16 protein-coding genes are annotated in these 16,349 nt (G+C 47.7%); 15 read left to right on the top strand and 1 reads right to left on the bottom strand.

Features of this window, described 5'->3' with window-relative positions; genetic code table 11:
• Window positions 1-30 precede the first annotated feature (30 nt).
• The 7 genes from KB186_RS13385 (at window position 31) to KB186_RS13355 (ending at window position 7,396) form a co-directional block, all read left to right on the top strand.
• On the top strand, window positions 31-648 hold the full coding sequence (locus tag KB186_RS13385; RefSeq protein WP_255688732.1) for a DedA family protein: 618 nt from the start codon (window positions 31-33) through the stop codon (window positions 646-648).
• Entirely contained in the window at window positions 641-1,159 is a 519-nt protein-coding gene (locus KB186_RS13380) for a YkvA family protein (RefSeq protein ID WP_173612272.1), read from the top strand. The genes KB186_RS13385 and KB186_RS13380 overlap by 8 nt, the downstream gene beginning before the upstream one ends.
• A gap of 18 nt (window positions 1,160-1,177) precedes the next feature.
• Window positions 1,178-2,125: a 3'-5' exoribonuclease YhaM family protein gene (locus tag KB186_RS13375; protein WP_173612273.1), complete on the top strand. Its 948-nt coding sequence runs from the start codon at window positions 1,178-1,180 to the stop codon at window positions 2,123-2,125.
• Between the two features lie 123 nt (window positions 2,126-2,248).
• Window positions 2,249-3,811, top strand: a complete 1,563-nt coding sequence (locus KB186_RS13370; RefSeq protein WP_173612274.1) for a YcdB/YcdC domain-containing protein — start codon at window positions 2,249-2,251, stop codon at window positions 3,809-3,811.
• Between the two features lie 166 nt (window positions 3,812-3,977).
• A complete protein-coding gene (locus tag KB186_RS13365; RefSeq protein WP_173612275.1) occupies window positions 3,978-4,973 on the top strand; it encodes a hypothetical protein in 996 nt (331 codons plus the stop codon).
• Window positions 4,970-5,245, top strand: coding sequence for a hypothetical protein (locus KB186_RS13360; RefSeq protein ID WP_173612276.1), 276 nt, complete (start codon window positions 4,970-4,972; stop codon window positions 5,243-5,245). Before KB186_RS13365 ends, KB186_RS13360 begins: the two co-directional genes overlap by 4 nt.
• A gap of 81 nt (window positions 5,246-5,326) precedes the next feature.
• Entirely contained in the window at window positions 5,327-7,396 is a 2,070-nt protein-coding gene (locus tag KB186_RS13355) for a YecA family protein (protein WP_232773778.1), read from the top strand.
• Window positions 7,397-7,467: 71 nt separating this feature from the next.
• Here the strand turns inward: KB186_RS13355 and KB186_RS13350 are convergent, their stop codons facing one another.
• Window positions 7,468-8,685 (bottom strand): MFS transporter, encoded by a 1,218-nt coding sequence (locus KB186_RS13350; RefSeq protein ID WP_221868813.1) that lies wholly within the window; start codon window positions 8,683-8,685, stop codon window positions 7,468-7,470.
• Between the two features lie 228 nt (window positions 8,686-8,913).
• On the opposite strand from KB186_RS13350, the gene KB186_RS13345 reads away from it, so the two are divergent.
• From KB186_RS13345 to KB186_RS13310, 8 genes are all read left to right on the top strand, one after another.
• Window positions 8,914-9,867, top strand: coding sequence for a carbohydrate kinase family protein (locus tag KB186_RS13345; RefSeq protein WP_232773777.1), 954 nt, complete (start codon window positions 8,914-8,916; stop codon window positions 9,865-9,867).
• A 57-nt stretch (window positions 9,868-9,924) separates the two neighbouring features.
• Window positions 9,925-10,062, top strand: coding sequence for a hypothetical protein (locus KB186_RS13340; protein WP_007717021.1), 138 nt, complete (start codon window positions 9,925-9,927; stop codon window positions 10,060-10,062).
• Between the two features lie 230 nt (window positions 10,063-10,292).
• A complete protein-coding gene (locus tag KB186_RS13335; protein ID WP_173612280.1) occupies window positions 10,293-11,741 on the top strand; it encodes an LCP family protein in 1,449 nt (482 codons plus the stop codon).
• 174 nt (window positions 11,742-11,915) lie between these two features.
• Complete coding sequence (locus tag KB186_RS13330; RefSeq protein WP_007717017.1) at window positions 11,916-12,230, top strand: hypothetical protein; 315 nt, start codon at window positions 11,916-11,918, stop codon at window positions 12,228-12,230.
• Between the two features lie 75 nt (window positions 12,231-12,305).
• Window positions 12,306-12,776, top strand: a complete 471-nt coding sequence (locus KB186_RS13325; protein ID WP_173612281.1) for a hypothetical protein — start codon at window positions 12,306-12,308, stop codon at window positions 12,774-12,776.
• 147 nt (window positions 12,777-12,923) lie between these two features.
• Window positions 12,924-14,927, top strand: coding sequence for an FAD-dependent oxidoreductase (locus KB186_RS13320; protein WP_173612282.1), 2,004 nt, complete (start codon window positions 12,924-12,926; stop codon window positions 14,925-14,927).
• 165 nt (window positions 14,928-15,092) lie between these two features.
• Window positions 15,093-15,389 carry a hypothetical protein gene (locus KB186_RS13315; protein WP_173612308.1) on the top strand — a complete coding sequence of 99 codons (297 nt, stop codon included), beginning with the start codon at window positions 15,093-15,095 and terminating at the stop codon, window positions 15,387-15,389.
• 73 nt (window positions 15,390-15,462) lie between these two features.
• Window positions 15,463-16,311 (top strand): YtnP family quorum-quenching lactonase, encoded by an 849-nt coding sequence (locus tag KB186_RS13310; protein ID WP_221868817.1) that lies wholly within the window; start codon window positions 15,463-15,465, stop codon window positions 16,309-16,311.
• Window positions 16,312-16,349: the final 38 nt, after the last annotated feature.

Here is a 16,349-nt window from a genome sequence, read left to right as displayed (position 1 = left end):
GGAAAAGTGGTGACATTCGTGGAAGGTGTAATGGGAACCTTTGGTGACTATATTTCGCAATATGGGTATGGCGCCTTGTTTGGATTGTTCTTTCTAGGAATTTTGGGAATGCCCTTGCCTGAAGAAACGCTGCTCGTTTTTTCCGGATTTCTTGTCTCAACGGGAAAATTGGATTATTGGCCTACTTTTTTCGTCTGCTTTCTCGGTTCTGTCACGGCGATGACGGTGGCATACTGGATCGGCAGAACATTAGGTTACGCTTTTCTCGAACGATATGGAAAACGATTGGGGATGGGCTATACCGTTTACAAAAAAACGGAAGAATGGTTTAATCGCGTCGGTAAATGGGCGCTTCCGTTAGGCTATTTCATCCCTGGTGTTCGCCAGTTTACGGCCTATTTTGCCGGGATCACGCGATTGCCATTTCCGACTTTCATGCTCTATACCTATTTGGGTGGGCTATTTTGGAGCTTGCTTTTCGTGACGCTGGGCTGGCAATTAGGAGAACGCTGGGATGAGCTGTTTGATTTGATTGCCCGTAACCTTGCGATCTTCTTTATCGCTTTGCTGGCATTGATCGCAGCCTGGTCGTATTTCAGGCACAAGGCAAATGTAAAAAAGCAATTACGGAGGGATCAGAATGAGTGAAGAAAACCGCAACGAAAATCTACTGCCTGTGGTTCACAAGCCAACCGAACTGGTTCCTGTAGTATTACCGGAAAAACATCAGCGATTTTATGATAAATTGCGTGAAAAAATCGAAGCGTTCATTAAAGACAAGGGAGTCAATGATTCTGTAGCCAACTTTATTTTGCTTGCACCAGATTTGTTTGTTCTCTTGGCCCGCCTTCTGCTGGACAAGCGCGTAGGTGTTCAATCAAAAGCGTTAGCGGGTGTAGCGGTTGCCTACTTCATTACGCCGATTGATTTTATTCCAGAGGTATTAGTCGGCGGATTCGGACTTCTGGACGACGTCATTCTGGCTGTTTATGCTTTGCGCAAGATTTTGGTGGATATCGATGAGTCGATTGTACGCGAGCATTGGAATGGCGAAGAAGACCTCTTGGCCGTCATTACGAAGGTGATTCGATCAGCGGATGATTTGGTCGGCAAAAAAATAGTGAAAAAGCTGGAAGAAACCCTGTTCCGAAAAAAATAAGCTAGGATGGGCAAATAGATGAAATATTTATTGGATTATCAAGAGGGAGAGCGTGTTGTCGCCTTTTGCCTGATCAAAAACAAGGAAGCGGGCGTAGCGAGTAATCAGAGTGAATACTTAAATCTGGAGCTGGGAGACCGCTCCGGTACGATCATGGCAAAGCTGTGGGATGTCAATGCAGAAATGAAGGAATGGATTAACGTCAAGTCTGTCGTGAAGATCGACGCTGCCGTCCAAATGTACCGTGGGAAAAAGCAACTAGTGATTCAACGGATCAGACCGGCTGCCGCTTCAGACGAAGTTCAGATGGAGTCGCTTATTCCGATCTCGCCCGTTCCAGTAGATGAACTGTGGACAAAGCTTACCCATGCAGTCGAAAGCCTGCGGAGTGCCACGCTCAAGGCCATTATTCAAGAAGCGTTGGCAACAGAGGAGATTCAGGATCGCCTTCGCCATTATCCGGCTGGCGTTCGTATGCACCACAACTATTATCACGGTTTGCTCGAGCATATCGTCTCTCTGTTGACAGCGGCACAGAGCCTCTTGCCACTGTATCCCCAAGTAGACAGGGATGTACTGATTGCGACTTGCATCTTGCACGATATTGGAAAACTGTACGAGCTATCTGATCCCATCGCTCCGGATTACACCACGCCAGGTCAGCTAATTGGTCACTTGGTCATGGGAGTCGAGATGGTAAGCGGCATTTGCCGCAAGCTCGATATTTCTTTAGGGGACGCGGAGGTTCTGCATTTGAAGCATTGCATTTTGAGTCATCATGGAGAGGTAGAGAACGGCTGGGGAAGTGCTGTATCCGGAAAAACGCCTACAGCTGTCATGTTCCATTACCTGGACCAGATCGACAGCAAAATGAACGCTTTGAGCCAAACACTAGCGGACATGCCGGAAGAAGAGGAATGGGCGTATGCTGGCGTGCTTAGACGAAAAGTCTGGCGCGGGTATTAATCCATGGAACAAAAAGCCAACTGCCAAGCAAAACGAAGCAGTTGGCTTTTTTTAGATAAATCAGAAACGTTTTTGCAGGAAGCTCGTCTTAACAGTAATGTCTTGTAATGAGGAGGTATTCCTATGAAAAAGCGAAACAGAGCTGCCATGCTTGTCTTGGCAGTCAGCATGGTCACGACACCAGTGGCACTTCTGCATCCGTTGTCTTCCTATGCGTATGATGGCAAATCGAGTCTGGAACCGATTGAGTTGCCAGAAGACATCGTCCACTTGTTAACAGAATTGAAAGAGGACTATGTGCCTCTCATGAAAGACCTTCATGTGGACTCATACGGAGGGACAAGCAACTCGGGGTATGTCATTAATCTTTCGGACCGAAGGAGTGTCATTACCACGAATACAACGCTCACTATCTCCACAAATGCAAAAGGAGATTTGACCAGTTTTGTCCTGTATGATGTGAATCGGGACAAAACAACCAAAATCAATCAAAAGGAAGCCTATCAAAAGGCTGTGGACTTTATCCGGAATTACATAACAGTTGATCATGTTATTTCCCCGCAAGCGATGCTTTCTTTCGATCGCGCATCTGAGCTGGATCATCTGGCCGTTGTCAGTGTCTACCCACAGTTGAACAATACATGGGTGGATAAAGAGACAGCGCGGGTCATGGTTGACGCAAAGGGTCAGGTTGTCCATTTTCAGCAAGAAAAGCTAAAGCTTCCAACCGCAGGAGAAGTAGCGGACCCAAGCAAGGCTGTACCGCTAGAGAAGGCAATGAAGGAGTGGCAAGACAAGGTATCCTTGGAATTGGTCTACGATGAGTCAGCGGGCAAGCTCGTTTACGTCCCTGACCAATTGCCAACAATAGATGCTCTGTCTGGTGAAGAAGTTCCATCTGTTTATAAAACAGCGAATAAGACGATGAAAATCAAAGGAACAGCAGACATGGGAGTCTGGCGAGATACGAAAAAAATGGAGCAGATGCTCGAAAAGGATTTTGGCCTGAAGCTGAATCAACGCACGTACAAAAATGTAAAAGCGGACAAAAAGTATAAAAACAGTGATATCGATCGCCATGAATGGAATGCGAATTCGTATCAAAGCGCGTGGATTACGCTCGACCGTAAAACAAAATCACCTATTGAATTCAAACTGGACGGTCCCGTAGAAAAGGAGCTTGAGAAGCCGCTCACGCATGATGAGGCAAAAAACATCGCCGTACAATTTGTGGAGAAATACTTATCGTCCAAAGAACAATCCTTCTTTGTAAAGGAGACGAGTCTTGTAGAAAATCTGCCAGGTTGGGCAGATCAAAATCTGGTGCGGCCGATCAGTAGCTTTGCTTTTCACCCTGAGATTGACGGTATCCCTACCAAGAGACCACTGTTCTACCTGGAAGTGGACGCAAAGAAGGGCAATGTAGTCCTTGCTCAAGTAAATGACCTGCCGTCCATGCCTGCTACCTTCAGTAAAGACGGTATTGTGAAGGGTGAGAAAGCAAAGGATGCGTATGTCAAAGAAGCAAATCTGCGCTTGGCTTACTGGTATCCGAAGGTAGGGACGCATTCTGCGAAACTGCCGCAGCTGGCCTATTTACCGACAGCCGATGCCAAGTCTCTGCAGATTGATGCTGCAACGGGTGCGGTGGAGGAAACCTGGCTGGAATGGAAAGCTACCCAATAACCAATACCCGATATGGTGTAGAAGCCACGTCGGGTTTTCCTTTTCATCATTATCGGAATTCATAAACACTTCAAGGCAGGTAGGATTTTTTTTCTTTTTGTAGAATAACTTCTTGATTCCCATTTGATTTGGCAAACAATGCCGATCACGAGAAGGAGAAAGTGCAATGAAACGGCCAACTTATACCCTACCAAGTATTGTAAAAAAGGTATTCCGGCCCGGTGAGCGCTCCCTTCCACGTACGGAGATCTGCTCCCGGATGGAAGCGAATGAGCTGAATGCTTTTTTGGATCTGGACTGCAAGACAATACTGGATAAAGTGTTGAACATGGAGCAGTCTCCAGTGCGAGTTGGAAGCTCAGAGGCGATCGTAGAGGTCACTCACCAGCCGCATCAAGTGTACGACTTGGCTCATCGCTATTTGCGCGATAGCCAAACACCAAAAAAGCTTGAGCAAATTGTCGCAGAGCTGCGTCGTCAAACGCAGTTTGGTTGGAATCAGATTCTTCGTATGCTGCAATTGGAACGCGATCCTCGCTTTGTGCAATATCAAGGCGACAGCAGATGGTTTTTGGCAGAGTGGACTTTGGGCAATGACCAAGTGTATGAGTTTTGCCGCGACAATGGCATTACGCAGGTTTCTGCTCGCACATTAGTCCATTTTCTGGAGCAGGAAGTAGGCATTGCTGCAGATGCTGCTTTTCTCCCAGCGCAAGATGACCGCTTCCGCATTGACGGTGATACCATGTACATCATTGCTCGTAGCGAAGATTCCAAGGAAGAGCAGGCGGCCCTCGAGGTTGCTGTTGCTGCCCCTTCTGTATCGATAGGAAACAGCGAGTCCGTCTCAGAAGAAATTGCATCGGAAGAACCAGCGAATCCCTTACACCAGGTGGAAGAACAACAAGAACGATTATTTACTAAGGAGGAAGCTACTATGTCTACCATTACCAACCAGCAAGTTCTCGAGGAAGTACAAAAACTGATGCAAGAAGCTATCAGCCGCTTGGAGACAAGAAACCAAGAAATGTCCCAAGAAGTTGTCGCTCATTTTCAACAAAGCAATATGCAAGCTATAGAAGTGCTCATGAAAGAGAAACATAAGCATGAGCAGATCGTACTTGGCATTCAACAGGTGCTAGCGACCAGTGAGCAACAATGAGTCAACTTGAGGCTACGATCCGGTTAGAGCAGAGATTTGCCATCCTGCGCGAGGTTATCGCGGGCTATCGGATTCGCCTTCAAGAAATGGAGAAGGAAGTGGTCGAGCTTTTTGCCACGAACCAACTCTCTGCTATTTCAGCATGCATGGGCGAGAAGCAGCGCATCGTCAGGTTGATGAATCGTCTGGAACAATTTATTGTCCAATGGGAAAGCAACAACACGGATGTGGGTATCGCACATGAACCAAAGCGAGAACACTTGAACACATGACGAGTAATGCGGTAAAATAGGGGGATTGTGCATGATTCCCCGCGCATGCCGCGTGGGATGGAAAGGAGATCCAAACCCTCTATGTCGGTAGGAAGAAACGAACTGTGCCCTTGTGGGAGCGGAAAAAAATACAAAAAATGCTGTGGGGTTGTTACTCCTATTACGGAGCTGCGTAGCCGCCACGAGCAAAAGCTGCAAAAAGAATACGCTGGCTGGGTCGAAAGACTGAATCATTTTGTCGGCGCAAACGTAACCAGTGAGACGATTCAAGAAGCACGCAATCGTTTTGCCGAAGAAGTAGGCTTGACCCAAGAGAGCGTCGCACGTCCTGAATGGGCTGCCCATTTCTTCAACTGGTGTGTATTGGACGTCAAAACAGGTGGAAGCACGCTGCTTGAGAACTATATCAAACAGCATGGACGTCGGATGGAGCCTGATCTTCGCCGTGCGTTTGCTGGATTGCACCTGAATGTTTATGAAATCGTGGAAGTGGAGCGTGATGTCATCACGGTTCAACACCCGATTTCGGAAGAAAAACACTATCTGCTTCGTGCCAATACGTTGAATGTTGTCCCTGGACAATTGATCGTAGGGCGCCTGCTGAATCTAGGTCTGCGTGATATGCTCTTCTCTGGCAGCATCATCTTGCAGCCACATGTCAAGGAAAGCCTGCTCGAGTGGTTACAACAGCATCCAGAAGTAGAAGCTGCGAAGACAGATACGGGCAAGAGAAGCTATACGACAGAGCTGTATCATTTCATCGTTCAATTTGGTGAAGCGGCAAGCGAGTCGGAAGCGCCGAAGCAAGAATCGCTTCTGCGTCGTACCTATGCTATGCCAGACCGTAAACAGCTATTGAAAGTAATCGAGTCGAATCCTTCATTTGAGCTGAAAAAACGGGATGGTGCTCGTGAGACATGGGTATATGCGACACGCAAGGAAGAGCATTTGTTCCCGAATTTAAAGGATGCCTTGCTGGAGCTATACGAAGTACAAGCAGAAGTGATTTTGCAGGATGACAGCCTGATTCTGGAAGGGTATGCACCGCAGTTGGACGAAGTCGCAGAGCTTTTGCTGCTGCTTGCATTTGAGAACGAAGAGGAGATTCGCGTCCTTACTTCAACGGGCTCTCGTTTATCCAAAGGAACTCTGTTTATCACGAGTCAGCCTACCTTGCCACCAAAAGTGTTGCAGTGGGCAGTCCAAACTTTTTTTGCTGAAAAATGGCTGGTTACTTCCCATGAACAGCTCGATGATTTGGCTCCGCTCTTGGTTGCGGCTACTGAAAACGAGGAGTTGCATGAAAAACTCCACAAACTGATGGAGCAAATGGAACAGGATCATAAAGTTGGACAAGGATTGGCTCGCTTTATCCGAATGGACATGCTTCGTCCTCGTCTCTCGTTGTCAAATGACAGCCTGCATGTGCATAACCTGCTGCGCCGTCCGTTGATCGAGGGATTGCCGGAGAGTGTGTACACTGTACATCCTGACAGACTTGCGGACATCAATCGCTTCGTGCAAGAGATGACCGATGGCAAGTCGGAAGCAACCGTCAAAAAGTACGATGAGGTCATGAACAACTTCCGTTCATTCGTCAGAGGAGCGTTTGGCCCATCTTTCACATGGGAGCAGTTGCGCAGAGAGGACCTGGTATACTTCCTCGTCCACGACATTTTCACGCGCACGGACGCAACGACCAAAACGTTGGCAACCAATCTGATGTCTGTTTTGACGGCGTTCTTCAAGTGGCTGGATAAGCAAGGACCATACACGCTTTATCCTGTCATGCAGCCACTGTTCGCCGAGTTGAAGGAAACATTGCCGGAATCCTATCGCTTGCGTGGTGTGCTGGAAAAAGAAGCGACTCAAAATCTTTACAGCAACACGGTGGCGCTCAAAAATATCACGGAAGAATCCTTGCTCGTGCAAGAGATCACTGCATCTGGTTGTACGGCAAAACGTGCGAATGGCGAGACAATCAAGCTGTCTATTGGCGTTGATTGGGGTACTATGCTGTCAGCAGATTGGATGATCCATGGCTTGTTCGGTCAAGGTGAGGATGGTACTTGGAGACTGTATGGTACGCCTGAAGTGTATCCGCCAGTCATTGCCCAAGTGCTGGGCGCACCAACAGGTGTATTGGTCTAGCTTCCCTAACATGAAGTAAACCCGAGGATGTGTGTCCTCGGGTTTTTGTTTTGACTTTTTATTGGTATAGATTAGTGAGCCCATTCGCGGAGTGTTTTGTCTTTCGGCAAGAAAAAGCCCATAAACCCGATCAACGGGAGGAACGAACATAACAGAATGACAAAGCTCAGACTGTAGAGATCGGCGAGATAGCCGAATACGAGAGCGCCCATGCCTCCCATTCCGAAGGCAAGTCCGATAATCAGCCCGGATACGGTACCGATTTTGCCAGGCAATAGCTCTTGGGCATATACGACCGTGACGGAGAAGCTGGAAAGCATGATAAAGCCGCTGATCACCAGTAATGGAAAGGCCCAAAAGCCGGAGACGTAAGGGGTCAGCAATGTCAGCGGCAGTGAACCGAGTGTGGAGAGGATGAGCAAATTCCTTTTTCCGAACCGGTCCGACAGCGGTCCACCAAAAAATGTCCCAATCGCTCCTGCGAAAAGAAAACCAAAAATGACAAGCTGTGCGTTGGCATAATCCATATCTTTCACATACATCAAATAAAACTGGTAAAAGCTTTGATAACCAGCATTCATCCAGGAACGCACACTGACGATGACAATCAGGAGGCCGAGAGCAATCAGCCGCTTGTTTCGATTGGTATACGTGAGAGGTGCGGCAGTGGCCTTTTTCAAACGCTGTTGTCCACGATACCAGAGTGCAACATAGAGCAAGATGCCGCTAGCTAATAGCCCGGGCAGCAGAAACCAGGCAGCTCCTGTCTGTCCCAGGTTCGCAAAGACCAAGATCGTCATCAAGGGAGCGAGTGCTTGACCAGCATTTCCCCCAACTTGAAAAATAGATTGACCCAGCCCTCTGCGAGGACCAGATGCCAAGTGGGCGAAGCGTGAGGCTTCTGGGTGGAAGATGGCTGAACCAATTCCAACACAGGCGACTGCTGCGAGTACGAAATAGTAATTGCCAGAGAAAGCGAGTGCAAGCATCCCCAATCCCGATACGATCAACGCCAGAGGTGGCAATAAAGGGATCGATTTGCGATCGGAGAAGTAACCGACGAATGGTTGCAAAACAGATGAAGTAAGATTCATGACAAGCAAAATCATTCCGACTTGTGTAAACGTTAATGCTAGATTCTTCTCTACAATAGGAAGCAATGCAGGGATGACTGCTTGCAAGCTGTCGTTTAACAGATGCGCAATGCTAATGGCAAAGAGCATGCGATAGACAGTCGGTGCCGCAGTCCCTGCAGGTGTAGATTGAATGGGTGTCGATGAGGCACTCATGTCAGTTCATCCCAACCTTTCTTTCGTAACTTACTTTTTCATTTTTTTCAATGTAGCACGGATTCTACAGGACGTCATCCATGAATGCTGGGAATATGATGGTTGGATATAAAGGATTTGATCTGTCAGGAAGTTTTTAAAAAGGTAGGTAAAAAGGAAGACGCTGTCGAAAAAAGAGAGAAGCACAATGGACTAGACCATGAGCAGAAGGCTAGGGGGAATGCTGGAATGCTGGAAGGTATAACAGAATACTGGCTATGCGTGGGTGGAGCCAATGTTGACGTGCAGGGAGTCACTTCTGCCAGACTGTTGCCCGGAACAAGTAATCCGGGTGAAGTGCATCAAGCGGCAGGCGGCGTAGCTCGAAACGTGGCGGAAAATCTGGGATGGCTAGGAGAAGAAGTGCAGCTGTTTGCTTTGGTTGGAGAAGATGCAGATGGCGAGTGGTTAAGACAGGTCACAGCAAGTAGTGGAGTGGCTACCCATGGCATGTTGCGAATCGCAGGGAAATCGACTGGGCGCTACTTGGCTATTCGTGATCGTGATGGTGAATTGTACACGGCTGTTGCTGATATGGAACTAAATGAAGAGTGGCCAGCAGAGATTGTCCAGCAAGGTCTTAAGTGCTTGCCTCAGGCTGCAGGCTTGTTTCTTGATGCCAATCTTCCCGTCGAGGTTATGCGGGCATTTTTGGCGGAAGCGAGGAGACTCGACAAAAAGGTCATCGTAGACCCTGTTTCTGTGAAAAAAGCAGAAAAATGGAAAGGGTTACTTGAAGGCGTTCATATACTCGTCGCGAGCATTGATGAACTGGAAGTGTTAGGTGGCCAAACCCTTCATTCCTATAATGATGTAGAAGTATGCGCGAAAAAATTGGTGGCTGAAGGTATTCATCAGGTCATGGTCATTTGTGGGGAGGCAGGGCTGTGGCTGTGCACTGAACGGGAGAAAAAATGGCTTGCTGCCCCGGCTATGCCGATTCGAGAGTCTGCGGGAGATGCGTTTGCTGCCGGGATCATTTATGCGCAAAACAAAACGTTGTCCCTTGCAGAACAAGTAGCCTTCGGCGTTGCTCTGGCCGAAATGCGAACAAAAGGAAATGGACGATACGATATCGATGTCCTTTTGGCACGAAAAGATTACTATGCCGCTAAAGAAAGACAGTTCCTCGACAGGGAATGAAAATACATAGCTTGACGTACACTACCCGTTAGTTGGTACAGAGGAGGAGTGTATATCATGGAAAAGAAATCGAATGATGTGAACGGGAAACAAGAGAGCCATGTTCGACAGGGCGGAGATTCACACCGCTCCAAAAACAAACGTCCTGAAGGTCCTGTGCAGGGATTTAGTCAGGCACCACGCGGCTTGCAATAAGCCAAAAGTGATATGTGAAACTAAAGTCCCCCTTATCGACAAAAAGATGGGGGACTTTTCGTTTAAAGGAACATTTTTCTACAAATGCAGACAACGTTATGGTACAATACCTGAATCAGAGTATTGCCAACTGAAGAAAAAAGTGGTGCATATTGTCGAGTGGCACAATTCAAAATCGTGCCTCCCTTTACTTTGTCAAAAAGCGTGCGCGAACAAGGAGACTGATTCATATGCCAGATACTGTTGTGAAAACACGCGCTTCAGCTTCTCGAAAGAAACAGCCGAGCCGTAGTCGAAAAATACGTAAACTCGTGATATCCTTCACATTGATCACCTTGCTGCTGGTTGGTGGTGTGGCTGGAGCAATTTATTGGAAAATTGAAGACACTCTGACGGAAGTAACGAGCCCTACAAACAGTGGATTTACTTCGCCAGTATCCCAAAATGTCGATCCTGTTTACCACTCGGATAAGCCAATGTCGTTTGTATTGCTTGGTTCTGATTCCCGTCCTGAAACAGGTTCCATGAATACAGACGTAATGATCGTGGCAGTTGCTAACCCGAAGACGAAGAAAGTTACCATGGTATCGATTCCGCGGGACACACGCGTCAAGATCCCAGGCTATCGCGACTACCATAAGATCAATTCTGTCTATGCCAATGGCGAAGCAGAACGCAGGCAAGCAGAGCGCAATAACCAGACGGTTACCGAAGATGGTATTTCTTTAACAAAGAAAACGTTGAATGAAATACTGGGTATCCCAATTGAGCACTTTGTAGCCATTGATTTTGATGGTTTCAAAGCGGTCATTGATGAATTGGGTGGAGTAGAAGTCAATGTGGATCGCAGACTGGTATACGATGATCCAACTGACGATACACACATCAATCTCCAGCCAGGACTTCAAAAATTGAATGGCGAGCAAGCCCTTGGTTATGTACGACATCGTCATGACAACCGTGGAACGAAGTACTATTCCAGTGACTTCGACCGTAACCGCCGCCAACAAGAGGTCATCAAGGCTGTCGTGGACAAAGCGGCTTCTCTTGAAGGCTTGACGAAGATATTTAACGTTATGGACGTAGGTGCCAAGAATATACATACCGATCTTTCCAAAGATCAGATCAAAGGATTGGCCTACGATTTCAAAGGATTTAATTCCTCTACGGTCACTGCATTGGATAATGGGGCATATTGGCAGGGAGGATATACGTATCTCGAAAAAGAAAAGCTTGAGTCTGTTCGCGATTCCTTGCAGTCTGAGATGGGAGTGACCGGGAGTGCAGTAGCGTTTAACAATTCCCCGATACTCGGTTCTGGTGAAGCGGTTGCGACAAGCAACAAGAAGAGCGTTAAGAAGAAAACGACAGAATCAGCTGCGTCAACGTCAGCAAAACATAAAACGGAGGCTCCGAAAGAACAAGAGCCGACAAATTCAACAGGCAATCAAGATGGTACAGCAGATGAAGGCGCAATGCCGCCACCTGATGTCGTAAACCCAGAAGGGCAAGGTCAGTCGACAAATCAAGGTCAGGGAGCACAGACGCCTGCGACTGATCCAACACAAACTGTACCAGCAGGTAATAACGGCAACAACTCTACTCCACCGCCGGACATCCCGCCGTCCAATCAGGATGCTGGTCCTTCAACTACAGATGCTCCGAGCACGAATTCCTAACAAGTACGAAAGCACCCGTTCATCACGAGCGGGTGTTTTTTATTTGTCGATTCATATAAATTTTTAAAAATTCGTTTATGGAAAAGGTTTAGAAAACACCAATTTCGTGGTACAATAATAATATGCTGATAAGACAGATTAATCAGATAATTATTACTGACTGGAGGGATTTCTATGACGATTTTCTTGGTGAACCTGTTCTTGGTGATTGCTTTTGTGTACCTGATCAGCCGCCAACAAAATGAAGAGTTTGTGTACGATGAAGATTTTTTCCTCCAGAATCCTTCAGCTTTGGAAGAATATCAGCAGATGCCGATTGATTTCCAGCACGCCTTTTTCCGCAAGCATAAAGAGTGGATTAAGGAAAAATATATGCGCGGAGAAAGCTACATTTTAGGCTACTGTCCAAACAAAGAAGTACGTCGTGCGTGGCTGTCAGAATTCATGAATCAAAAAAATATGAACAATACACCGACCCCTTCCTCGTGAAGGGGTTTTTCGCATCTGTAGAAGTCGTGCTATACTGCTACGAGAGGATATCGTGAAACAGGAGGAAAGAAGTACGTGCTACAATTTATGGTGGAAAAACTAAATCAACAGTTACATCTGCATGGAATGATCTCAGATATCGTTTTGCGCTCTGATCATTCTTTGTTGGAAGAATCGGAAGGGCAAGAGGTTCTGATCACATTTTCCGAGGCGGAGAACGAGAAGCAACCAACGGCTACCATTCATTTGTTTCCGCTTGCGGAAGAGGACAGCTGTGAAATTGAGGTGGAAATTGTCTATCCTTATAGCTTGCAAGATGAGGAGATTCAAAAATTATGGACGCAAGCAAAAAGCTTGGTAGCTGAGTGCTCACTGACAGAAAAGCGCCGCTTTGTGGAGTCTGGCATGCAGGCAGAAGCGAATGTCGTGCTGGATTATCACTTTATCGTGCAGATGCCGCAAACAGAAGCGGAGGATATGGCATTTACAGAAACCATCGCCAGGTTTTCCGGGGATTTGGGGATGCTCGTCAAACTCGGCACATAAGAAAATAGGTTGTACATAAGGAAAGCTCAGGCGTAATGTCCTGAGCTTTTTGCATGAAAGGCGAGTAAGGAGGAATATGAGGAGGAGAGAGAGAATCGTATAGATAATGAAAATGAATGAGCATTCACTCGTTGGGAGGCGTTTAACGTGGAACTTTCAAAAGTATGGGAACCGATTCAGATTGGTTCGATGACGTTGCCAAATCGGATTATGATGGGGTCCATGCACGTTGGATTTGAAAAGCTGCAGAATGGTGTAGCGCGGCTTGCTGCCTTTTACGCAGAGCGTGCAAATGGAGAGGCAGGTCTGATCGTGACTGGAGGGGCTGCCGTACATCCAGAAGGCGGCATGGGCGACGAGTATTGCAATGTATACCAAGACGAGGATATCGAGAAATTGCGCCTGATCACGAAAGAGGTTCATCAAGCCAATGGAAGAATTGCGTTGCAGCTGTTCCATGCCGGGCGTTATGCGTACAAGGAAGCGACAGGATTAGACCCGGTAGCCCCATCGCCATTGCAGGCGCCGATTAACCGTTGGAAGCCGAGAGAGTTACGCGCAGAGGAGATCGAATCTACGATCCAATGTTTTGCTGATGGTGCCGTCCGCGCCAAAAAAGCTGGTTTTGATGCCGTAGAAATCATGGGTTCGGAAGGATACTTGATCAATCAATTTTTGTCCCCTGTGACCAATAAGCGAGAAGATGAGTGGGGTGGGGACTTTTTACGCAGAGCACGTTTTGGCATTGAGGTGGCTAAGCGTGTCCGCCAAGCAGTGGGACCGGATTATCCGATCATCTACCGTATGTCGGGATTGGACTTGATGCCAGATAGTACGACGATGGAAGAGACATTGCAATTTGCCAAAATGCTGGAGGAGGCAGGTGTTGATGCTCTCAATATCGGAATTGGCTGGCATGAATCACAAGTACCGACGATTGGCATGATGGTGCCGCGTGGAGCATATGTATGGGTAGCCCAGCAAGTCAAGCAGGTCGTGAACATCCCGGTTATCGCCAGCAATCGAATCAGCGACGTACGTCAGGCTGAAAAGATTTTGTATGAAGAATGCAGTGATATGGTTTCGATGGCCCGTCCATTTTTAGCGGACCCGTATATCGTTCAGAAAAGCAAAGAAGGACGCTTTGATGAGGTAAATACATGTATTGCTTGCAATCAAGCTTGTCTCGACCATATTTTTGATGGGAAGGTAGCCTCCTGTCTGGTCAATCCTCTCGTCGGCAGAGAAGCAGAGTGGCAGTTGGTTCCGGCGGAAAACTGCAAGAAGGTAGCTGTAATCGGCGCGGGTCCTGCCGGCTTGGAGGCAGCTCGTGTGCTGGCTGAACGAGGGCACCAGGTGGTCATCATGGAGGCCAAAAAACAGATCGGTGGACAATTAAACTACGCCAAACAGGTGCCTGGTAAAGAGGAATTTAATGAAACGCTTCGCTATTATCAGACAGAGCTTGCGCGTCTTGGTGTCGAAATCAGGCTGGGAACACTGGCAGAGGCAGAAGCTTTGATCGAAGAGGGCTTTGCAGAAGTTGTGGTGGCAACGGGAGTCATTCCACGGCGTCCAGAGATTCCAGGTATGGAGCTCGGACATGTGAAGGGATATGATGCGGTATTTGAAAAGCGCGCCAAGGTAGGTAGACAAGTGGTCATCGTCGGTGCGGGAGGAATCGCGTGTGATTTGTCCCATTTGCTGATGCACGACGAAACGATCTCACCGAAGGCAGCGGAATACTTGCAGGAGTATCGGATACTTGATGGAAAAGCTGTACAGCAACTACAACAGCGAAAACGAAAAATCAGCATGCTGCGGCGTGGGAAGCATGTCGGATCGGGCTTGGGCAAGACGACGCGCTGGGCAGTTCTCGCCAACCTGAAGAAACGTGGCGTGGAGATGCTGACACAAATTGAATATAGCCGGATTGCAGAAGAAGGGGTATATTTTATTCAGAACGGCGAGGAACGCATGATACCCGCTGATACGGTCATTGTAGCGGCTGGAGCGACCTCCAACAATGCGCTATACCACGCATTGCTTGATCGGCTGCCTGTGCACCTCATAGGCGGGGCGAAAGAAGCGGGAGAGCTCGATGCCAAGCGAGCTATTTTGGAGGGTGCGACCGTCGGAAGAGCGATTTAAGGTGCTGAAAAGATTTTCTATTTCGAAAACAAGGCGAATCGGATATGATTAAGAAAAGTATGTCGTCTTTTTAGAAGTTTTGTCGAATCGCTTTTCAACCACCGCTAATTTTTGCAAAATGAAGTTATACTGTTCAAATTCATTTGATTGGGGGCTCTCGCCTTGATGAACCATAATGGCATTCTCTTAGGGAAACGTTACTTCCTGTACTCGTTAGCACCGTTAGTAGAGGTGGAGGGATGGACGTTTACGATAGCCCCGGGGTTTAAGTTGATCGCGGGCGGGAGTGCCAATCCATTACAGACATTAATCAGCGTTTACCGAGAGACTGAAAAGGTAGCGCAACTCGTGCTTCATCATAGACGAAGTGATTCAGATGTCACAGTGCAGGCTGTATCGAGTGATCTCCTGTTAGAAATCGCCCCGGCGACTAGAACTGTAAGTGTAGCAGAAAAGCTGTAGGCACCCTGAACGGGGTGCTTTTCGCTTTCGAACTTCAATCATCATTCCGAGCAATCGAGGAGGCGTCAGGATCATGGTAGGGAACGAGTGGCAGGTAGGTCAGTTTCAATTGTCTTGGCTGAGAGGGGGGCTCACGAAGCTGGATGGAGGCGCCATGTTTGGAGTGGTGCCCAAGCCGCTATGGAGCAAAAGATACCCATCGAATGATCTCAATCAAATCCCTTTGCGTGCCGACCCGATCCTGGTACAGGCTCATGGCAAGCGTATTTTGATTGAATCAGGTATAGGGAATGATCGGCTAACGGAAAAACAGAAGCGCAATTTTGGCTTGGAAGAAGAGTCTCGAGTGGTGGAATCCCTTGCCGCGAAAGGGTTGACTCCTGCCGATATTGATATTGTCATCATGACACATATGCACTACGATCATGCCAACGGACTTGTCTCTATACGTGATGGACAACTTGTCTCTACATTTCAAAAAGCCGTCATCTACGTACAGGAGCAGGAATGGGCGGAGATGAGAGAGCCGAATGTTCGCTCGAAAAATACATATTGGGAAGAAAACTGGCGTCCGATTGAGAATCAGGTGAAGACGTACGGAGCTTCGCACGAAGTTGTGCCAGGAATCACGCTTCATCATACAGGTGGTCACAGCCAGGGACATGCTATCGTCCGGATGGAGACAGAGGGGCAGGTGCTTTTGCATCTGGCGGACATCATGCCTACACACGCTCACCAAAATCCATTATGGGTGATGGCCTACGACGATTACCCGATGACCTCCATCTATGCAAAAGAAGAATGGATCATCAACGGGATCAAGCAAGGCGCTTGGTTCACGTTTTACCATGATAGCGTTTACCGTGCGGTGAAATGGAACGAACAGGGAGAAATAGTTGATCGTATCGAAGTTGTTTTATAAAAGGAGAGGCAAAGACCGTCAGCGCTTTCTGGCGGTCT

It is taken from the genome of Brevibacillus sp. AF8 (genome assembly GCF_021270385.1).
Taxonomy (GTDB): Bacteria; Bacillota; Bacilli; order Brevibacillales; family Brevibacillaceae; genus Brevibacillus.
This window is presented reverse-complemented; position numbering and strand designations above follow the sequence as displayed.

What these genes read in the sequence shown, in the direction of transcription:
- KB186_RS13385 (WP_255688732.1), top strand. Translation starts at nt 31, where the DNA reads ATGGGAACCTTTGGTGACTATATTTCGCAATATGGGTATGGCGCCTTG.
- KB186_RS13380 (WP_173612272.1), top strand. Translation starts at nt 641, where the DNA reads ATGAGTGAAGAAAACCGCAACGAAAATCTACTGCCTGTGGTTCACAAG.
- KB186_RS13375 (WP_173612273.1), top strand. Translation starts at nt 1,178, where the DNA reads ATGAAATATTTATTGGATTATCAAGAGGGAGAGCGTGTTGTCGCCTTT.
- KB186_RS13370 (WP_173612274.1), top strand. Translation starts at nt 2,249, where the DNA reads ATGAAAAAGCGAAACAGAGCTGCCATGCTTGTCTTGGCAGTCAGCATG.
- KB186_RS13365 (WP_173612275.1), top strand. Translation starts at nt 3,978, where the DNA reads ATGAAACGGCCAACTTATACCCTACCAAGTATTGTAAAAAAGGTATTC.
- KB186_RS13360 (WP_173612276.1), top strand. Translation starts at nt 4,970, where the DNA reads ATGAGTCAACTTGAGGCTACGATCCGGTTAGAGCAGAGATTTGCCATC.
- KB186_RS13355 (WP_232773778.1), top strand. Translation starts at nt 5,327, where the DNA reads ATGTCGGTAGGAAGAAACGAACTGTGCCCTTGTGGGAGCGGAAAAAAA.
- KB186_RS13350 (WP_221868813.1), bottom strand. Translation starts at nt 8,685, where the DNA reads ATGAGTGCCTCATCGACACCCATTCAATCTACACCTGCAGGGACTGCG.
- KB186_RS13345 (WP_232773777.1), top strand. Translation starts at nt 8,914, where the DNA reads ATGCTGGAAGGTATAACAGAATACTGGCTATGCGTGGGTGGAGCCAAT.
- KB186_RS13340 (WP_007717021.1), top strand. Translation starts at nt 9,925, where the DNA reads ATGGAAAAGAAATCGAATGATGTGAACGGGAAACAAGAGAGCCATGTT.
- KB186_RS13335 (WP_173612280.1), top strand. Translation starts at nt 10,293, where the DNA reads ATGCCAGATACTGTTGTGAAAACACGCGCTTCAGCTTCTCGAAAGAAA.
- KB186_RS13330 (WP_007717017.1), top strand. Translation starts at nt 11,916, where the DNA reads ATGACGATTTTCTTGGTGAACCTGTTCTTGGTGATTGCTTTTGTGTAC.
- KB186_RS13315 (WP_173612308.1), top strand. Translation starts at nt 15,093, where the DNA reads ATGAACCATAATGGCATTCTCTTAGGGAAACGTTACTTCCTGTACTCG.
- KB186_RS13310 (WP_221868817.1), top strand. Translation starts at nt 15,463, where the DNA reads ATGGTAGGGAACGAGTGGCAGGTAGGTCAGTTTCAATTGTCTTGGCTG.